Source organism: Pseudonocardia sp. GCM10023141, from assembly GCF_042653605.1.
This window is the reverse complement of sequence record NZ_JBHSIR010000050.1, coordinates 19,174-35,092: the sequence shown is the minus strand read 5'-3', so window position 1 is coordinate 35,092 and position 15,919 is coordinate 19,174. Positions and strand designations below refer to the sequence as shown.

Here is a 15,919-nt window from a genome sequence, read left to right as displayed (position 1 = left end):
GCGGATGTCAGGTGACGGTGCGGGTGGGCTGCCCCGCGGCCGCGCCCGGGTCGCGGTGGCCGAGGAACGGCAGCAGGCTGCGGCCGCGGCTGACCATGGCCGTCTGGATGCCCGTGACGGCGACGACGGCGGCCACCACGGTGAACCCGAGCCAGTAGTTCTGGTGGGGCAGCAACACGCCAAGCGCGCCACCGAAGACCCACGCGATCTGCAGCACCGTCTCCGAGCGGCCGAAGGCCGACGCCGACGACTCCTCCGCCAGGTCCCGCTGGATCACCGCGTCCAGGCTGACCTTGGCCAGCGCGCTCGCGATCGACGCGACGAGCGCCACGATCGCGGCCGTGACGATGCCCGGTACCACCGCCGCGAGCACCGCGACGGCGACGGCCGCCCCGATGCAGCCCAGCAGCACGGCGTCGGCGCGGTTGAACTGCAGGCGGGCGCCGACCCCGTTGCCGATGAAGTTGCCGATGCCCAGCGCGGCGCCGACCACACCGATCAGGGCGAGCTGCTGGGTGCTGTTGGCCTCGACGTGGCTCTTCACCACGAACGCAACGAACAGGGTGAGGAACCCGGTGAGCACGCGGATGGTGGCGTTGCCCCACAGCGCCACGACGATGCCGCGGCCCATCGGGGGCCGCTTGCCGCGCTTGGTGGTGCGCAGGGCCGCGGGCACCTCACCGGCGGTGACCTCGACCCAGCGCGGGATGCGCAGGCACAGCCACGTGCCGGCGGCGGCGAGCAGCGCCGTGTAGATCAGCGCGCCCGGGGAGCCGAACAGGGCCGAGACACCCGCCGCGATCGCCCCGAAGACACCACCGGCGACCAGGCCGAAGGTGGTGAGCCGCGAGTTGGTGGTGATCAGGGTGATGGCGCTGGGCAGCACCCGCGGGGTGACCGCCGCCTTGAGCACGACGAACGACTTGCTCAGCACCAGCACGCCCAGCGCGGCCGGGTAGAGCAGCCACGAGTTGTAGTTGAACGCCATCACGACCGCGAGCACCGCGCGTCCGGCGAACGAGATGGCGAGCGCGGCGCGGCGGCCGCGCTGCATCCGGTCCAGTAGCGGCCCGATCACGGGCGCGACCACCGCGAACGGCGCCACGGTGATGGCCAGGTACAGCGCGACGTTGGTGATGCTCTCGGCAGTGGCGGCCGCGAAGAACAGGGTGTTGGCCAGCGCCACGGCCACCGCCGCGTCGACGGCGTAGGTCATCATCGTGGCGTAGGTCAGCGCGGTGAGACCCGAGCGGTCGGCGCCGTCGGCCGTCGCCGCCCGCTGGAACGCCCTGATCCCGTTCTGCGTGATCTGCCTGCTGCGCATCGCTGCTACGCGCGTGACCGTGAGCTTGCGCGGCACCTTCGGACCGGGCCGCTCGTCGACGGTGGGCTCGTCGATGCCCGGCTGTTCCTGCGAGGGCTGCTGGTACGAGGGCTGCTCGTACTGAGCGGTGCGCGGCGGCGCGGCCGGTGGTTGTTGCTGGTATCCCGTTGGCGGGTACGCGGGGGGTTGAGGTGCGGGTGGGCGGGCCGGTGGCGGCTGCACGGGCGGCGGTGCCGGCGGCGGTGTCCACGTGCGGGCCGGCGGGGTGCGGCGGTGGACAGCGGGGTCGTAGTCGGGGTCGTCGTGCCATGGGTAGCGCCGCTGCGGGGCGTACGGATCGGGCTGCTGGGCTGGCTGCTGGGGCGGCGTGGCCGGCGGCTGCTCGGCCGACTGGGATCCGTCGGCCTGCACCCAGGTCCGGCGACCGCGCCGGGGCGGGGAGGACTCGGATCGGGGCACCCGACCATTCTGACGTATCGGTGGTCGGTCCGTCGGGAATCGGGCCGGGCGCGGTGCTGGACGGCCCGAACCCCCGATCACCCGCCCAGCCGCACCCGGAACGTCACCGGCCAGTACTTGCCCGTCAGCAGGTACTCGTCGCCACCGAGCGCCGCGATGCCGTTCATGACGTCGGTGCCGGCCCGCTGCGCCGGGTCGAGCAGCCCCGTGGCGTCGACGACGGCCGTGACGTGCCCGGTGGCCGGGTCGATGCGCACCAGCCGCTCGGTCTTCCACACGTTCGCCCAGACCTGGCCCGCGACGCACTCGAGCTCGTTCAGCTCGGGCACCGGCGCGCCGTCGAGCGTGACGGCGACGGTGCCGGTCTCGGCGAACGTCGCCGGGTCGTGGAAGTGCAGCGTGTCGGTGCCGTCGCTGCGCACCAGCCGGTTCCCGTCGAGGCACAGGCCCCAGCCCTCGCCGGTGATCGGCACCTGGCGCAGGAGGGTGAACGAGGCCCGGTCCCACTCGAGCGCGACACCGTCGCGCCAGGTCAGCTGCCAGATCCGCGGTCCGACGACCGTCAGGCCCTCGCCGAACACGTCGCCGGGCAGCGGCACCGAGCGGGTGACGGTGCCCGTCGCCGTGTCCACCTCGCGCAGCTGGGACTGCCCTGCCAGGCCGGTGCTCTCGTACAGCTGGGCACCCGCCGAGCCGGGCACCACCTCGAGCCCCTCGGTGAACGCACCCCGGTCGTGCGGCAGCTGGGCCAGCACCTGGGGGTGCCACACGGGCAGCGTGGACGGTGCCGGCGCGGCCGCGGCGCACCCGGCCATCAACAGCAGCATTGCGCCGACCAGCGCTCGCCCGAGACCCACGGGGAGGAGAGTGGCACAATGCCGCGGGTGAACGCCCTCCCGATCCTCGACTCCACCCGGCTCGTGGACGCGGTGGCAGAGGCCCGGGCCGCCGCTGTCGCCGAGGCCACGGCAGATCTCGGTGCCGACATCGCGGCCACCGCCGTCGGTGAGCACCAGGCCGCCGTCGCCGAGGCCCCCGACGCCGTCACCCACTACTTCACCGCCGAGCAGGGCGGCTACCGCGGCTGGCGCTGGTCGGTCACGCTCGCCACCGCCGGTGACGACGCGCCGATCACGGTCAGCGAGGTCGAGCTGCTGCCCGGCCCGCAGGCTCTGGTCGCACCCACCTGGGTGCCGTGGCACGAGCGCATCCGCCCCGGTGATCTCGGCATCGGCGACCTGCTGCCGCCGCCCGACGACGACGAGCGGCTCGTACCGAGCTACGTCGCGAGCGACGATCCGGCGATCGAGGAGGTCGCGGTCGAGATCGGGCTGGGCCGTACCCGGGTGCTGTCGCGCCCCGGCCGCGAGTTCGCCGCGCAGCGCTGGCACGACGGCCCGCACGGGCCAGGATCCGACATGGCGCGCGCGGCACCGGCACACTGCGGCACCTGTGGCTTCTTCCTGCCGCTCGCCGGCTCGTTGCGGTCGGCCTTCGGGGTCTGCGGCAACGAGTACGCCCCGGCCGACGGCGCCGTCGTCGAGGTCGGCTTCGGCTGTGGGGCCCACTCCGATGTCCAGGTGGAGCAGGTGTCACCGGTGGCCGTCGCCGAGCTCGTCTACGACGACGGCGTCGACCTGGAGCCGGTCAACTCCTGAGGCCCGGCCGCCCCTTGAGCTCCGGGCGCGGTGGATGATCCGCGGGTGCCTGACCCGTTCGACACCGCCGCGCTCCGTTCCGCCGTCCTCGACTCATGGGCGTCCTCACCCACCCGGTTCCGGGAGGACGCCAACGCCGAGGAGGACCTGCGCCTCGGCGGCTACGCCGACGCCTGGTTCGTCGAGCTGGCGCAGAACGCGGCCGATGCCGGTCAGGGCGCCGGCCGCCTCGCCGTCGCGATCGTCGACGGTGAGCTGCGCGTCGCCAACACCGGTGATCCGCTGACCGCTGCCGGTGTCGCCGCGCTCGCCTCGCTGCGCGCGTCGGCCAAGCGCGACGACGCCGGCTCCGTCGGTCGCTTCGGGGTCGGCTTCGCCGCGGTGCTGACGGTGTCCGACGCCCCCCGCGTGATCAGCACGAGCGGCGGGATCGCCTTCTCCGCCGCGCGCACCGCCGAGGCCGTCGCCGGGCTGGCCGGCCCGGCCGCCGAGCTCGCCCGCCGTGATGAGCCGCCGGTGCTGCGGCTGGTGTGGCCCACCGACGAGCAACCGCCCGCGGGGTTCGCCACCGAGGTGCGGCTGCCGCTGCGGCCGGGGGTCGACCCCGCCGCGCTGCTGGAGCACGCCCGCGCGACGGCCGCGGACCTGCTGCTGGCGCTGCCGGGGCTCGTCGAGATCGACGTCGCCGGCACCGTCCTGCGTCGCACCGACGGGCCGGCACCGGGGCTGGTGACGATCGGGGACCGGGTCTGGCTGCTCGCCCGCCGGACCGGGACGCTCGCCGACGACGTGCTGGACGCTGCCGTCGAGCAGCGCGAACGCCGGGACTGGTCGGTGGCGTGGGCGCTGCCGCTGACGGGTGACGACGAGCCCGCCCCGCTCGCCGACGACGTCGCACACGCCCCGACGGCCACGCTGGAGCGCCTCGCGCTGCCCGCGCGCCTGCTCGCGACGCTGCCGCTGGAGCCCGACCGGCGCCGGGTGCGCAAGGGCCCGGTCACCGACCAGGTGCTCGATGCCGCTGCCGCGGCCTACCTGGACCTGGTGGCCGCCGTGGCGCCGAACTACCGGCTCGCGCTGGTGCCCGAGCCCGGGTTCCCCCGCTCCGAGCTGGACGCGCAGCTGCACGAGCTGGTGCTCACCGCGCTGCGCGGCGCGGTGTGGTTGCCCGCCGCCGGTGGTGGCGAGCTGGCCCCCGGCCGTGCCGAGTGGCTGGACCTGCCGGGCGCGGAGCCTGCGCTGAGCGCGCAGCTCGCCGATGCGGGCTTCGACCGGCTCGTCGACACCGCGGGCTTCGATCGGCTACTCGCCGGGCCCGCCACCGTGCTCGGCGAGCTGGGCGTGCACCGGCTGGGCGCCACCGAACTGGTGACGCGGCTGTTCGGCATCGAGCGCCCGCCGTCGTGGTGGCGCACGCTCTACGACGCGTTCTCCCCGCTCGCCGAGACCGTGCCGGGCCTGCTCGACGAGCTGCGCGCGTTGCCCGTCCCCCTCGCCGACGGGCGCACCGCGGCCGGTCCCGCCACCGTGCTGCTGCCGGCGGATCCGCCCGCCGAGGCCGTCGCGGGCATCGCCGCCCTCGGGCTGCCCGGCCTGCACATCGCCGATCCCGCAGCCGTGCACCCGCTGCTCGCCCGGCTCGGTGCGGCCCCGGCCGACCCGGCCGAGCTGCTCGGCCATCCCGCGCTGGCCGAGGCCGTCGAACGCTCTGTGGACGAGGCCGACGCTGGGCTGGACCAGGAACCGCTGGCCACGGCCGTGCTGGGCCTGGTGGCGGAGGTCGGCGGCGGGCCGCGCGCCGAGCTGGGGGCACTGGCGCTGCCGGCGTCGGACGGGCGCCCGACCCGTGCCGACGAGCTGCTGCTGCCCGACGCGGCGCTGCGCCCGCTGCTGGCCGACGACGTCCCGCTCGACGTGCTGGACGCGGGATGGGCGGAGCGGGTGCCGCGGTCCGCGCTCGTCGCCGCGGGGGTGCTCGACGGCTTCGCGCTCGTCGTCGACGAGGACCCGGTGCGGCCCGATCACGACCTCGACGACGAGGAGCGCTGGTGGGACGGCCTCGACGAGCCGCCGGTGCGGCTGGTGGCCGTCCGCGACCTCGACCTGGTCGACGACGACGCCTGGCCCGCCGCGCTCGCGCTGCTGGCGGGGGACCGCGCGACCCGGGAGGCCGTCATGGCGCGCGGTTCGTACACGGCGTGGTGGCTGGCCCGCCACGCCCGGCTGGGCGGGCGCCGGCCCGGCCACTGGCGACTGGCCTCGGCAGCGACGATCGCGGCGCTCTACGACGCCGTGCCGGGCGACCCGGCCGTCGACGAGGCGTTCCTCACCGCCGTCGGGGTGCGGGCGCAGCTGCGCATCGACGACAACCGCGCCGCTGACGACCTGCTCGACCGGCTCGCCGACCCGCAGCGCCGTCCCGATGCCGCGCTGGTGTCGGACGCGCACGAGGAGCTGTCCGAGGCCGTTGCCGCCGGCCGGGTCCGGGCCGACGACCTGGCACTGCCCGAGCGCGTCCGCGCGCTGGACGGCTCGGTCGTCGACGTCGACGTCGCGGTGGTGCTGGACGCGCCGTGGCTCGCCGCGGTCCTGCCGCCGGGAGAGCTGGTGATCGGCGGGGACCCGGCAGCGCTGGCCGAGCTGCTCGACCTGCCGCTGGCCGGCGAGGTGGTGGCCGCCACCGTCGAGGGCACGGGAACGGCGGTGCGCTGGTCGGCGCTCGCGGAGGTGGTGGTGGCCTGCCACACGTTCGGAGTGCCGGTGCCCGACGGCGAGCTGGAGCTGCACGACGAGCTGTGGATCACCCTCGCCCGCCCGACGAATCAGCGGACCCGCGTTCCCGCCTGGCCGGACGCGACCGGCCGCTGGCATGCCGAGGACCCCCTCCGCGCCCTGCTGGGGCTCCTGGCCTAACCGTCGAGAACGACGTTGTCATGATCAAAAGGGCCTGTTGATCACGGTAACGTCGTTCTCGACGGGCCTCCGAGGGGGAGTGGGTGGCCGTCCAGGTGCCAGGACGGGTCGATGGGGACGCCGAGGTGCGTCAGCGCCGTCACCGCCACGTCGACGTTGTGCGGCTGCATGGCGGGGCGGGTGCGGGTGATCCCCTCGCCCCACGCGCTCACGAACGTGGAGCGCTCCAGCAGCGAGTCACCGCCGTGGTCGCCCTCCGGACGGTGGCCGTGGTCGGTGACCAGCAGGAACAGCCAGCCCTCCGCGTCGTAGCGGGGCCGGGAGCGGACCGCTGCCAGCACCTGCTCGACGTAGCCGTCGACCGTGGTGATCGCGCCGGTGTACTGCGGCCCGACGGAGTCGAACGCGTGCCCGGCCTCGTCGATCTGCCCGAAGTACACGAACGACGCGTCGGGAGACTCCGAGCGCAGGTGCGAGGCCGCATCCGCGGCGACCTGGCGATCCCCGGTGTCGAAGCAGTCGGCGAGCACGAACCGCCGGCCGGAGTTGGTGATCATCGGGCCGCCGCACGCGGCGGCGCCCAGCGGATCCCAGTCCACCGCCGCGTAGGTGCGGGCACCCGGGTCGACCGACTCCAGCCGGGTGAGGAAGTCCGGGTAGTCGACGAGGCGGTGGCCGGTGAAGTCGTTGCCCCAGATCCCGTGCTTCTCCGGCCAGACCCCGGTGACCGTGCTCGCCCAGCCCGGCCCCGACACGGTCGGCAGGTACGGCAGCGTCGAGGTGGCGTAGTAGCCGGTGTCGATCAGCCGGGTCAGGTGCGGCGCGTGCGCACGGATCATGTCGTGGCGCAGTCCGTCGATCCCGAACACCACGACATGGGCGTCGTCGCTCACGGTGCTGGCTCCTCTCGATGGCCGGGACGTTCGCCGGAACGGACGACCGTGCTACACAACAAGCGTGACTGTCGACGGCAACGGGGCGCGGTGGTGGCCCCGACGGGTCTGCGTGCTGTCCGTGCACACCTCCCCGCTGGAACAACCGGGCACCGGCGACGCCGGCGGCATGAACGTCTACGTCGTGCAGACGGCCACCCGGATGGCCGAGCGGGGCGTCCAGGTCGAGATCTTCACCCGTGCGACGTCGTCGGAGCACCCCCCTGTGGTGGAACTCGCGCCCGGCGTGCTCGTGCGCCACATCGCCGCCGGCCCGTTCGAGGGGCTGGGCAAGGACGATCTGCCGAGCCAGCTCTGCGCGTTCACCGCGGGGGTGCTGCGTACCGAGGCCCGCCACGAGCCCGGCCACTACGACGCCGTGCACTCCCACTACTGGCTTTCCGGTCAGGTCGGCTGGCTGGCTCGTGACCGGTGGGGCGTCCCGCTCGTGCACAGCGCCCACACGCTCGCCCGGGTCAAGAACGCCGCGCTCGCCGACGGCGACGCTCCCGAGCCGATGGTCCGGGTGATCGGCGAGGACCAGGTCGTCGCCGAGGCCGACCGGCTGATCGGCAACACCGACGAGGAGTCGCGCCAGCTCGTCGAGCTGTACGGGGCCGACCCGCGACGCACGGTCACGATCCCGCCGGGTGTCGACCTCACCACGTTCCGCCCGGGTGACCGGGCCGCCGCGCGCGCCGCGCTGGATCTCGCCCCGGATGCGGTCGTGCTCGCCTTCGTCGGCCGGATCCAGCCGCTGAAGGCACCGGACGTGCTGCTGCACGCCGCCGCCGAGATGTTGGCGGTCGACCCGGGGCTGCGGTCGCGGCTGGTCGTGCTCGTGGTCGGCGGCCCGTCCGGCAGCGGGATGGCCGCACCCACCGCGCTGCAGGCGCTGGCCGTCTCGCTCGGCATCTCCGACGTCGTGCGGTTCCTGCCGCCCCGCTCCGGTGCCGGTCTTGCCGCTGTCTACCGCGCCGCCGACGTGGTGGCCGTGCCGAGCCACAACGAGTCGTTCGGGTTGGTGGCGCTCGAGGCACAGGCGTGCGGAACGCCCGTGGTGGCCGCTCGCGTCGGTGGCCTGCCGGTTGCGGTGGCCGAGGGCCGCTCCGGGCTGCTGGTTCCCGGACACGGGGCCGGGCAGTGGGCCGACGCGCTCGCTGCGGTCGCGCTCGACCCGGCGCTGCGCGAGCGGCTCGGTGCCGGAGCCGTTGCCCACGCGCAGGACTTCTCGTGGGACCGCACCGCCACGGCGCTGCTCGACACCTACGCCGGTGCCGCCGAGGAGTTCGCGCATCGGCAGGGGTTCTCCATCCCGCAGACCCGCGTGGAAGCGGGCATGATCCGGCCGTGAGCAGCACACCGGATCCCGACGCCGCGGTCGCGGCCGCACTGGCTGAGCTCGACGTCGACCACCATCGGCGCGAGGCCGGACAGTTTCTCGTCACCTTGCCGGGAACCAATCGGCTGCAGACGGCCTGCTGGTTGCTGGTGCAGCGGCACGCCCTGTTCGTGCAGGCGTTCGTCTGCCGCAGGCCCGACGAGGAGCATGAGTCGGTCTACCGGTTCCTGCTGCAGCGCAACTCCCGGCTCTACGGCGTGCACTACGCGCTGGACCGCATCGGCGACATCCACCTCATCGGCCGGATCGGCCTGCACGCCATCACGGCGCCGGAGCTGGACCGCGTGCTCGGCCAGGTGCTCGAGGCCGCCGACGGCGATTTCAACACCCTGCTCGAACTCGGGTTCGCGTCGTCGATCCGCCGCGAGTACGCCTGGCGCACCGACCGCGGCGAGTCCACGGCCAACCTGAAGGCGTTCGAGCACCTCTTCGCGTAGCGCGCGTCTTTACCTGATCGTGACCTGAGCGGCCCAACTCCCCGATCGTCACCCACCGTCCTTGCCGCGACCCCGGACGTGCCGGGATCGAGGAGGCGATGGCGATGGAACGGCTTGTGCGGTACCGGAATCGACGGACTGTGCTGATCGTCGTCGCCGCGCTGGTGGCGGTGCTGGTGGCCGGGTTCGCGGTCTCCATGTCGATGGGGCGGGCCCGGATGGACTCCGGTTCGATGGCGACGCCCATGGTGGCGCCGTCGATGCCGGACTTCGCGTCGGGCGGGTCCGGGACCGCTTCGTCGGCAGCATCCGGTGAGCTGGACCAGAGCAGTTCGACCGGTCTGACGGCGAAGGGTGGCGCCGCAGCGCCCGCGCCCGCCCAGGCACCGGCGCAGGGCGTTCCCGTCGGTGACGTCGGCCGGTCGTTGGTGCGCACCGCGCAGCTGTCGGTCGAGGTCAAGGACCTCGATGCGGCGACCCGGCAGGTCCGCACGGCCGCCGCGGCGAACGGGGGGTTCGTCACGGAGGAGAAGTCGGGCACGAGCGGGAGCTGGGTGGTGCTGCGGGTGCCGTCGGACAAGCTGGATGCGCTCATCGACGCGATCGCCCCGCTGGGCAAGGTGACCGGCCGCAACGCCCAGGTGGTGGACGCCACCGAGCAGGTCGTGGACCTCGACGCCCGGGTCTCCACCCAGCAGGCCAGCGTCGCGCGGGTGCGCGCGCTGCTGGGCCAGGCCACCTCGATCGGTGACGTCGTGTCGATCGAGTCGGAGCTCTCGCGCCGCGAGGCCGACCTCGACTCGCTGACCCGGCGGCTCTCGGCGCTCAAGGACAAGGTGGCGCTCTCGAGCCTCACGGTCGACATGCGGGCCCCGGGCTCGGCGGCGACCACCGAGGACCCCGGGACCGGCGGCTTCCTCGACGGGCTGGCCGGGGGCTGGGACGGGCTGATGAAGCTCGGCGCCGGCGTCGGCGTGGTGGTGGGCTTCCTGCTGCCGTTCGTGCCGGTGTTCGCGGTGCTGTTCGGCATCGGGTGGCTGATCCGCCGGCTGGTGCGGGCGCGACGGGTGCCGGCGGCCGCCACGTCCGGTGCAGCGGGCGGGACGGGCGCGGGTCCGGATCAGCCGTAGGCCTCCGGTGGCGGGGCGGAGTGGCCCGGGATCTGAGGGGGAGTCATGAACTCGGGCCACTCCGTTGCAACCGCCACGACGACCACACGATCGGGGGCACCGTGTGCTCGCGGGCACCGGGAGCAGGCGAGGGGACGCCCTTCCCGGCCCGTCCGGCGAGTGGGGCTCGCGGTGGACGGAAGGTCACGATGACACTGGGTAACTGCCCGTGCAACCCTTTCGGACTACCCTTTTCGGGTGTTTCATTTGCCTGGGGCAAACTGTGCGCCCACCGATCTAACATGTGCCTCCGATCGGCTCCGGTCCCCCCGCACGCCGGTGCCGCACGTACGCAAGGGAGCGCCCGAGTTGTCGATCCGCAGCCCGTACCAGGATGTTGAGATCCCCGAGGTCTCGCTGTTCGACTTCCTCTTCGACGACTTCGGCGACCGGGCCGGTGCGCCGGCACTGATCGACGGCAGCTCCGGGGCGTCGATCTCGTTCGAGCAGCTGCAGGGCATGGTCGTCACGATCGCGGCCGCGCTCGCCGAGCGTGGTATCGGCAAGGGTGACGTCGTCGGGATCTTCGCGCCGAACAACCCCTACTGGGTGGCCGCGTTCCACGGCATCCTGCGCGCCAACGCCACGGTCACGAGCGCAAACTCGCTCTACACGCCGTCCGAGCTCGCGCACCAGCTGCGCGACTCCGGGGCCAAGCTGCTCGTCACGATCTCGCCGTTCCTCGAACGCGCCACCGCGGCGCTGGCCGAGGTGGGCCTCGGTGCCGACGCGATCATCACGCTCGACCCGGCAGAGGGCCACACCTCGCTGGCGGATCTGCTCGCCACCACGGCAGCGCCGCCCGCACAGGAGGTGGGCGCCGGCGACGTGGCCGTGCTGCCGTACTCGTCGGGCACCACCGGCCTGGCGAAGGGTGTGATCCTGACCCACCGCAACCTCGTGGCCAACCTGTGCCAGGTCGGGCCGGTCTTCGACGTGACCGCGGACACCAAGCTGCTCGCGGTCCTGCCGTTCTTCCACATCTACGGCATGACCGTGATGATGAACAACGGGCTGCACAACCGGTCCACCGTCGTCACGATGCCCCGGTTCGAGCTCCCCGAGTTCCTGCGCGTCATCTCCGAGTACGAGATCGGCAACGTCTACATCGCCCCGCCGGTCGCGGTCGCGCTCGCCAAGCACCCGCTGGTCGACCAGTACGACCTCTCCTGCATCGACACGATCTTCTCCGGCGCGGCGCCGCTGGACGCCGAGCTGGGCAACGCCGTGGCGAAGCGGCTGGGCTGCCAGGTGCTGCAGGGCTACGGGATGACCGAGCTGTCGCCGGTGAGCCACGTGATCCCGGCCGACCGGCCGGAGATGGACCTCAACAGCGTCGGCGTCGCGATCCCCAACGTCGAGTGCAAGCTCGTCGACCCCGACACCGGCGAGGAGGCCGGGCCCGGTGGCCGCGGCGAGCTGTGGGTCAAGGGCCCCAACGTGATGGTCGGTTACCTGAACAACCCCGAGGCCACCGCCATCACGCTCGACGCCGACGGCTACCTGCACACCGGCGACGTCGCCACGGTCACCGACGAGGGTGTCTTCACCATCGTCGACCGCGTCAAGGAACTGATCAAGTACAAGGGTTACCAGGTGCCGCCCGCCGAGCTGGAGGCGCTGCTGCTGACCCACCCGCAGATCGCCGACGCCGCCGTCATCGGCGTGAAGGACGACGAGGGCGAGGAGGTGCCCAAGGCGTTCGTCGTGCGGCAGGAGTCGGGCGCCGAGCTCAGCGCCGACGACGTGATGGCGTTCGTCGCCGAGCGGATCGCCCCGCACAAGAAGGTGCGGGTGGTCGAGTTTATCGACCAGATCCCGAAGTCGGCCTCCGGCAAGATCCTGCGCAAGGACCTCCGCGCTCGGGAGACCACCAGGAGCTGAACGTTCCCCGCTCCACGCTCGACCAGCGCCGCGCGAGCCTGCGGTCGCAGACGGGTTGCGACACCCCGGGCGCCGGCCCCACCAGCGGGCTGATCGCCTACGTCGACGGCGAGCCCGCCGGGTGGGTCGCGGTCGAGCCGCGCACGGCCTATCCGAAGCTGCGCGGTACCCGGGTGCCGTGGTCGGGACGCACCGAGGACAAGGACGGCGCGGACGTCTGGGCCGTCACCTGCCTGATCGTCCGCAAGGGCCACCGGCGCCGCGGCCTCACCTACGCGCTGGCCCGCGCCACGATCGGGCACGCCCGCGAGCGCGGCGCTCGCGCGCTCGAGGCGTACCCGCTGATCACCGAGCCGGGCAAGGAGATCACCTGGGATGAGCTGAACGTCGGCGCCCGCCAGGTCTTCGAGGACGCCGGCTTCGTCCAGGTCAGCAAGCCGACGCTGCGCCGGGTCGTGATGCGGGTGGACTTCGGTGGCCGCTGACTGTCCACAGGTGGATGTCGCCTGTGGACAACTCCCGCGCTCATCTGTTCCCGGACGATCCGCTGGTCGAACGGACGGTGGACGAGGAGGCGGCGGCCGCGATCACACCGGTCCCTGGCCCGGCGCCCACGCCACGTGACCGGGTCGGCGATACCGGCATGCTTGGTGCATCCCGCCGATACCCGGCATACGGTGGGGTCATGGCACCGGCGCGGCCCCTCGGCATCGATGATCAGCTGTGCTTCGCGCTCTACACCGCGTCGCGGGCGATGACGAGCTGTTACCGCCCGCTGCTGGACGAGCTGGGCATCACCTACCCGCAGTACCTGGTGCTGCTGGTGCTCTGGGAGCGCGGCGACACCCCGGTCACCGGCATCGGCCAGGCCCTGCAGCTCGAGACGGGCACGCTCTCGCCGCTGCTCAAGCGGCTGGAGGCGATGGGGCTGGTCACCCGCACGCGCCAGGCCGACGACGAGCGTTCCGTGCTGGTGGCGCTCACGGTCGAGGGCCGGGCGCTGGAGGACCGCGGCCATGCGGTGCAGACGGGCATCGGCGAGGCGGCCGGCATGACGTGGGCCGAGATGAGCGAGCTGCGCGAGACGTTGCACCAACTCACCGACCGGTTGCGGGGCGCCGTCCGCTCGTGACATCCGTCGCCTTGCGGTGACAGCGCGGTTGTTCGTACATTTCTCAACATTCGGGCGGATGTTGGGGGACTTGTCGTGGTTGCGCGGACGCTCGACCGGACGGGCGAACGCCCGCTCTGGGAACAACTGCTCACCGACCTGCGCCGACGTCTCGACGTGGACGAGTTCACGGTGGCGTTCCCCGGCGAGCTGGCGCTCGTCGCCGAGTACGGCGTGAGCAGACATACCGTCCGGGAGGCCGTGCGCAGGCTGCGTGACGAGGGCGTGGTGGTCGCCGGCCGCGGCCGCACCCCGCGCCGGGCCGAACCGGCCGGCATCGAGCAGCCGCTCGGCGAGATCTACAGCCTGTTCACGGCCGTCGAGGCCACCGGGCAGGTGCAGCGCAGCGTCGTGCGCACCCTGGACGTGCGGGCCGACGGGGTGGTGGCGGCCCGGCTCGGGCTCGAGGAGTCCACGCCGCTGGTGCACCTGGAGCGCCTGCGGCTCGCCGATGCGGATCCGCTGGCCGTCGACCGCGTCTGGTTGCCCGAGAAGCTCGCCGCGCCGCTGCTGGACGTCGACTTCAGCCGGACCGGGCTCTACACGGTGTACGCGGAGCGCTGCGGCGTGCGCGTCACCGGTGGCAGCGAGCGGATCCGCGCGGTCGTGCCGGGCGAGTCCGAGCGCAGGCTGCTGGGCATCGGACCGGACGTGGCGGCGTTCGCGATCGACCGGCTCGGGTGCGCGGGTGACCGGCCCGTCGAGTGGCGCCAGACGCTGGTGCGGGCAGACCGGTTCAGCGTGACGGCCCGCATGTCGGCACGCGACGGCTACCGGCTCGACGGGAGCGCCTGAGGCTCCCGGGAGCGGTCAGCCCACCGGAACCGAGACGCCGACGCCGCCGCGGGTCTGCGCGCCGTAGCGGGCGATCGTGGCGTCGATGTCCAGCGGTGCGGTCTGCATCGTGATGTCGGGGGTGAGCAGCGCGGCCGGCACCAGCCAGCTGACCTCGAACTCGATGCCGTCGGGGTCCTTCGCGTAGAGGGCCTTGGTGGAGCCGTGATCCGACGCCCCGACGAGCGCGCCGCGGGCGGTGAGCACGTCGCGGATGCGCTGCAGCTCGCTGAGCGTGTCCACCTCCCACGCCAGGTGGTAGAGGCCCACGGTCGTGCGTCCGGCGCCCGAGGGGGCGGCGTCGGGGCCCATCGCGAACAGGCCGAGGTCGTGGTCGTTGCTGGAGCCTTCGGCCTGCAGGAACGCGGCCCGGCCCGGCATGCCGGCGACGGTGCGGAAGCCCAGCGCAGCGGAGTAGAACTCGACGGCGCGGTCGACGTCGCGGACGTAGAGGACGGCGTGGTTCAGGCGCTGGATCGGCATGGCGTTCCTCCAGATAGTTTAAAGTTCAACCACAAGCGTACATGAAAGTTCAACTGTCTTCACGTACTCTGTCGGATGTGGACGAAGCGAACAACAGGTGGCTCAGCTCCGGCGAGCTGGACGCGTGGCTGGCCTACGTCGCCGCGTCCACCCTGCTGGAAGCCGCGCTCGATCGCCAGCTCCAGCGCGACTCCGGCATGCCGCACGCCTACTACCAGATACTGGCCATGCTCTCCGAGGTTCCGGGCCGCACGCTGCGGATGAGTGACCTCGCCGCCATCACGCAGAGCTCACAGAGCCGCCTGTCCCATGCCGTGAGCCGCCTCGAGCGCAACGGCTGGGTCCGTCGCGAACCGTGCCCCGACGACCGCCGCAGCACCTTCGCCCGGCTCACCGACGCCGGCTTCCGCGCGCTCGAGAGCGCCGCTCCCGGCCATGTCGACGAGGTCCGGGGCCGGATGTTCGATCGGCTCACCTGCGAGCAGGTGGCGCAGCTGCGTGCGATCTGCGGCGCCATGCTCGAGGGCCTGCGCGGTGACGCGGCCCCCTGCCCAGGCCCTGACGTGCGGCCGACGGGTCGCGCCGCTCAGCCGTAGGCGATCATTGCGGGCCCGAGCACAGGGAGGGGACCCGCGATGCGCATGGCCACCGCCGCGCTGGCACTGGGGGTGGCCACGGTCGCGCTCGCCGGCTGTGCGTCGCCCGTTGCCGGCACCCCGGCCCCGGTGCCGGCAGTCGCGCCCGCCGGAGCCCCCGCGGCGCCGCTCGCCGACCGGTACACCGATCCGCAGTCCCGGTTCCGGCTGAGACCGCCCGTCGGGTGGACGGCCGATCCCACGCCGGGGACGGGGATCACGGTGCGGTTCCGGGCCCCGCGGCCCCAGGCCTCGGCGGCCGGCCCGTTCAGCCCCAACATCAACGTGTACGTGGTGGCCTCACCCGACGACCTGGCCACCACCGTTGCGGGCGCCCGGCAGGACATGGCGGCCGTCAACGCCTACCACCGGGACAGTGACCTCGACGTCGTCCTGTCCGACGGCACGCCCGCCCACCAGCTCGGCGGCACGTTCACCGATCCGGCGTCCGGGCTGGAGCTGCGCAACCTGCAGCTGTTCACCGTCCACGGCGGCATGGCGGTCGCCGTCGCCGGCACCGCGCTCGCCGACGGCTGGGACGACTACGGCAACACGTTCGACGCGTCCCTGCGCACGCTCGCCGTCACGCCCTGATCCGAGCGCCGCGCAGGGCGGCTG

15 protein-coding genes are annotated in these 15,919 nt (G+C 73.3%); 11 read left to right on the top strand and 4 right to left on the bottom strand.

The window, feature by feature from the left end; translation table 11 throughout:
* Positions 1 to 7 precede the first annotated feature (7 nt).
* Both ACFPFQ_RS28485 and ACFPFQ_RS28480 read right to left on the bottom strand, forming a co-directional pair.
* On the bottom strand, positions 8 to 1,783 hold the full coding sequence (locus ACFPFQ_RS28485) for an MFS transporter (protein ID WP_379624236.1): 1,776 nt from the start codon (positions 1,781 to 1,783) through the stop codon (positions 8 to 10).
* A 77-nt stretch (positions 1,784 to 1,860) separates the two neighbouring features.
* A complete protein-coding gene (locus ACFPFQ_RS28480; protein WP_379624234.1) occupies positions 1,861 to 2,640 on the bottom strand; it encodes a glutaminyl-peptide cyclotransferase in 780 nt (259 codons plus the stop codon).
* A 27-nt stretch (positions 2,641 to 2,667) separates the two neighbouring features.
* Here ACFPFQ_RS28480 and ACFPFQ_RS28475 point away from each other — a divergent pair, with 27 nt between their 5' ends.
* Both ACFPFQ_RS28475 and ACFPFQ_RS28470 read left to right on the top strand, forming a co-directional pair.
* On the top strand, positions 2,668 to 3,441 hold the full coding sequence (locus ACFPFQ_RS28475) for a DUF3027 domain-containing protein (protein WP_379624232.1): 774 nt from the start codon (positions 2,668 to 2,670) through the stop codon (positions 3,439 to 3,441).
* Positions 3,442 to 3,486: 45 nt separating this feature from the next.
* A complete protein-coding gene (locus ACFPFQ_RS28470; RefSeq protein WP_379624230.1) occupies positions 3,487 to 6,354 on the top strand; it encodes a sacsin N-terminal ATP-binding-like domain-containing protein in 2,868 nt (955 codons plus the stop codon).
* A 41-nt stretch (positions 6,355 to 6,395) separates the two neighbouring features.
* Here ACFPFQ_RS28470 and ACFPFQ_RS28465 read toward each other — a convergent pair whose 3' ends face one another.
* Positions 6,396 to 7,247, bottom strand: coding sequence for an alkaline phosphatase family protein (locus tag ACFPFQ_RS28465; RefSeq protein ID WP_379624228.1), 852 nt, complete (start codon positions 7,245 to 7,247; stop codon positions 6,396 to 6,398).
* 64 nt (positions 7,248 to 7,311) lie between these two features.
* On the opposite strand from ACFPFQ_RS28465, the gene mshA reads away from it, so the two are divergent.
* From mshA to ACFPFQ_RS28430, 7 genes are all read left to right on the top strand, one after another.
* Entirely contained in the window at positions 7,312 to 8,640 is a 1,329-nt protein-coding gene (gene mshA, locus ACFPFQ_RS28460) for a D-inositol-3-phosphate glycosyltransferase (RefSeq protein WP_379624226.1), read from the top strand.
* Positions 8,637 to 9,125, top strand: a complete 489-nt coding sequence (locus ACFPFQ_RS28455; protein WP_379624224.1) for a YbjN domain-containing protein — start codon at positions 8,637 to 8,639, stop codon at positions 9,123 to 9,125. The genes mshA and ACFPFQ_RS28455 overlap by 4 nt, the downstream gene beginning before the upstream one ends.
* Positions 9,126 to 9,265: 140 nt before the next feature.
* Positions 9,266 to 10,255 (top strand): DUF4349 domain-containing protein, encoded by a 990-nt coding sequence (locus ACFPFQ_RS28450; RefSeq protein ID WP_379624222.1) that lies wholly within the window; start codon positions 9,266 to 9,268, stop codon positions 10,253 to 10,255.
* A 348-nt stretch (positions 10,256 to 10,603) separates the two neighbouring features.
* The gene (locus ACFPFQ_RS28445; RefSeq protein WP_379624220.1) at positions 10,604 to 12,178 is read left to right on the top strand and encodes an AMP-binding protein; all 1,575 of its coding nucleotides are present in this window, start codon (positions 10,604 to 10,606) and stop codon (positions 12,176 to 12,178) included.
* Positions 12,175 to 12,663, top strand: coding sequence for a GNAT family N-acetyltransferase (locus ACFPFQ_RS28440; RefSeq protein WP_379624367.1), 489 nt, complete (start codon positions 12,175 to 12,177; stop codon positions 12,661 to 12,663). Before ACFPFQ_RS28445 ends, ACFPFQ_RS28440 begins: the two co-directional genes overlap by 4 nt.
* A 200-nt stretch (positions 12,664 to 12,863) precedes the next feature.
* Complete coding sequence (locus tag ACFPFQ_RS28435) at positions 12,864 to 13,310, top strand: MarR family winged helix-turn-helix transcriptional regulator (RefSeq protein ID WP_379624218.1); 447 nt, start codon at positions 12,864 to 12,866, stop codon at positions 13,308 to 13,310.
* Positions 13,311 to 13,385: 75 nt separating this feature from the next.
* Positions 13,386 to 14,144: a GntR family transcriptional regulator gene (locus tag ACFPFQ_RS28430; protein ID WP_379624216.1), complete on the top strand. Its 759-nt coding sequence runs from the start codon at positions 13,386 to 13,388 to the stop codon at positions 14,142 to 14,144.
* Between the two features lie 15 nt (positions 14,145 to 14,159).
* On the opposite strand, the gene ACFPFQ_RS28425 is transcribed toward ACFPFQ_RS28430, so the two are convergent.
* Positions 14,160 to 14,666 (bottom strand): VOC family protein, encoded by a 507-nt coding sequence (locus ACFPFQ_RS28425; RefSeq protein WP_379624215.1) that lies wholly within the window; start codon positions 14,664 to 14,666, stop codon positions 14,160 to 14,162.
* A 77-nt stretch (positions 14,667 to 14,743) separates the two neighbouring features.
* Between ACFPFQ_RS28425 and ACFPFQ_RS28420 the strand changes: the two genes are divergently transcribed.
* Both ACFPFQ_RS28420 and ACFPFQ_RS28415 read left to right on the top strand, forming a co-directional pair.
* Positions 14,744 to 15,262, top strand: a complete 519-nt coding sequence (locus tag ACFPFQ_RS28420) for a MarR family winged helix-turn-helix transcriptional regulator (RefSeq protein WP_379624213.1) — start codon at positions 14,744 to 14,746, stop codon at positions 15,260 to 15,262.
* 39 nt (positions 15,263 to 15,301) lie between these two features.
* Positions 15,302 to 15,895 carry a hypothetical protein gene (locus tag ACFPFQ_RS28415; protein ID WP_379624211.1) on the top strand — a complete coding sequence of 198 codons (594 nt, stop codon included), beginning with the start codon at positions 15,302 to 15,304 and terminating at the stop codon, positions 15,893 to 15,895.
* Positions 15,896 to 15,919: the final 24 nt, after the last annotated feature.

Bases quoted from the DNA above. Each gene is read 5' to 3' on its own strand.
- ACFPFQ_RS28435 (WP_379624218.1), top strand. From the start codon at position 12,864: ATGGCACCGGCGCGGCCCCTCGGCATCGATGATCAGCTGTGCTTCGCG.
- ACFPFQ_RS28425 (WP_379624215.1), bottom strand. From the start codon at position 14,666: ATGCCGATCCAGCGCCTGAACCACGCCGTCCTCTACGTCCGCGACGTC.
- ACFPFQ_RS28415 (WP_379624211.1), top strand. From the start codon at position 15,302: ATGCGCATGGCCACCGCCGCGCTGGCACTGGGGGTGGCCACGGTCGCG.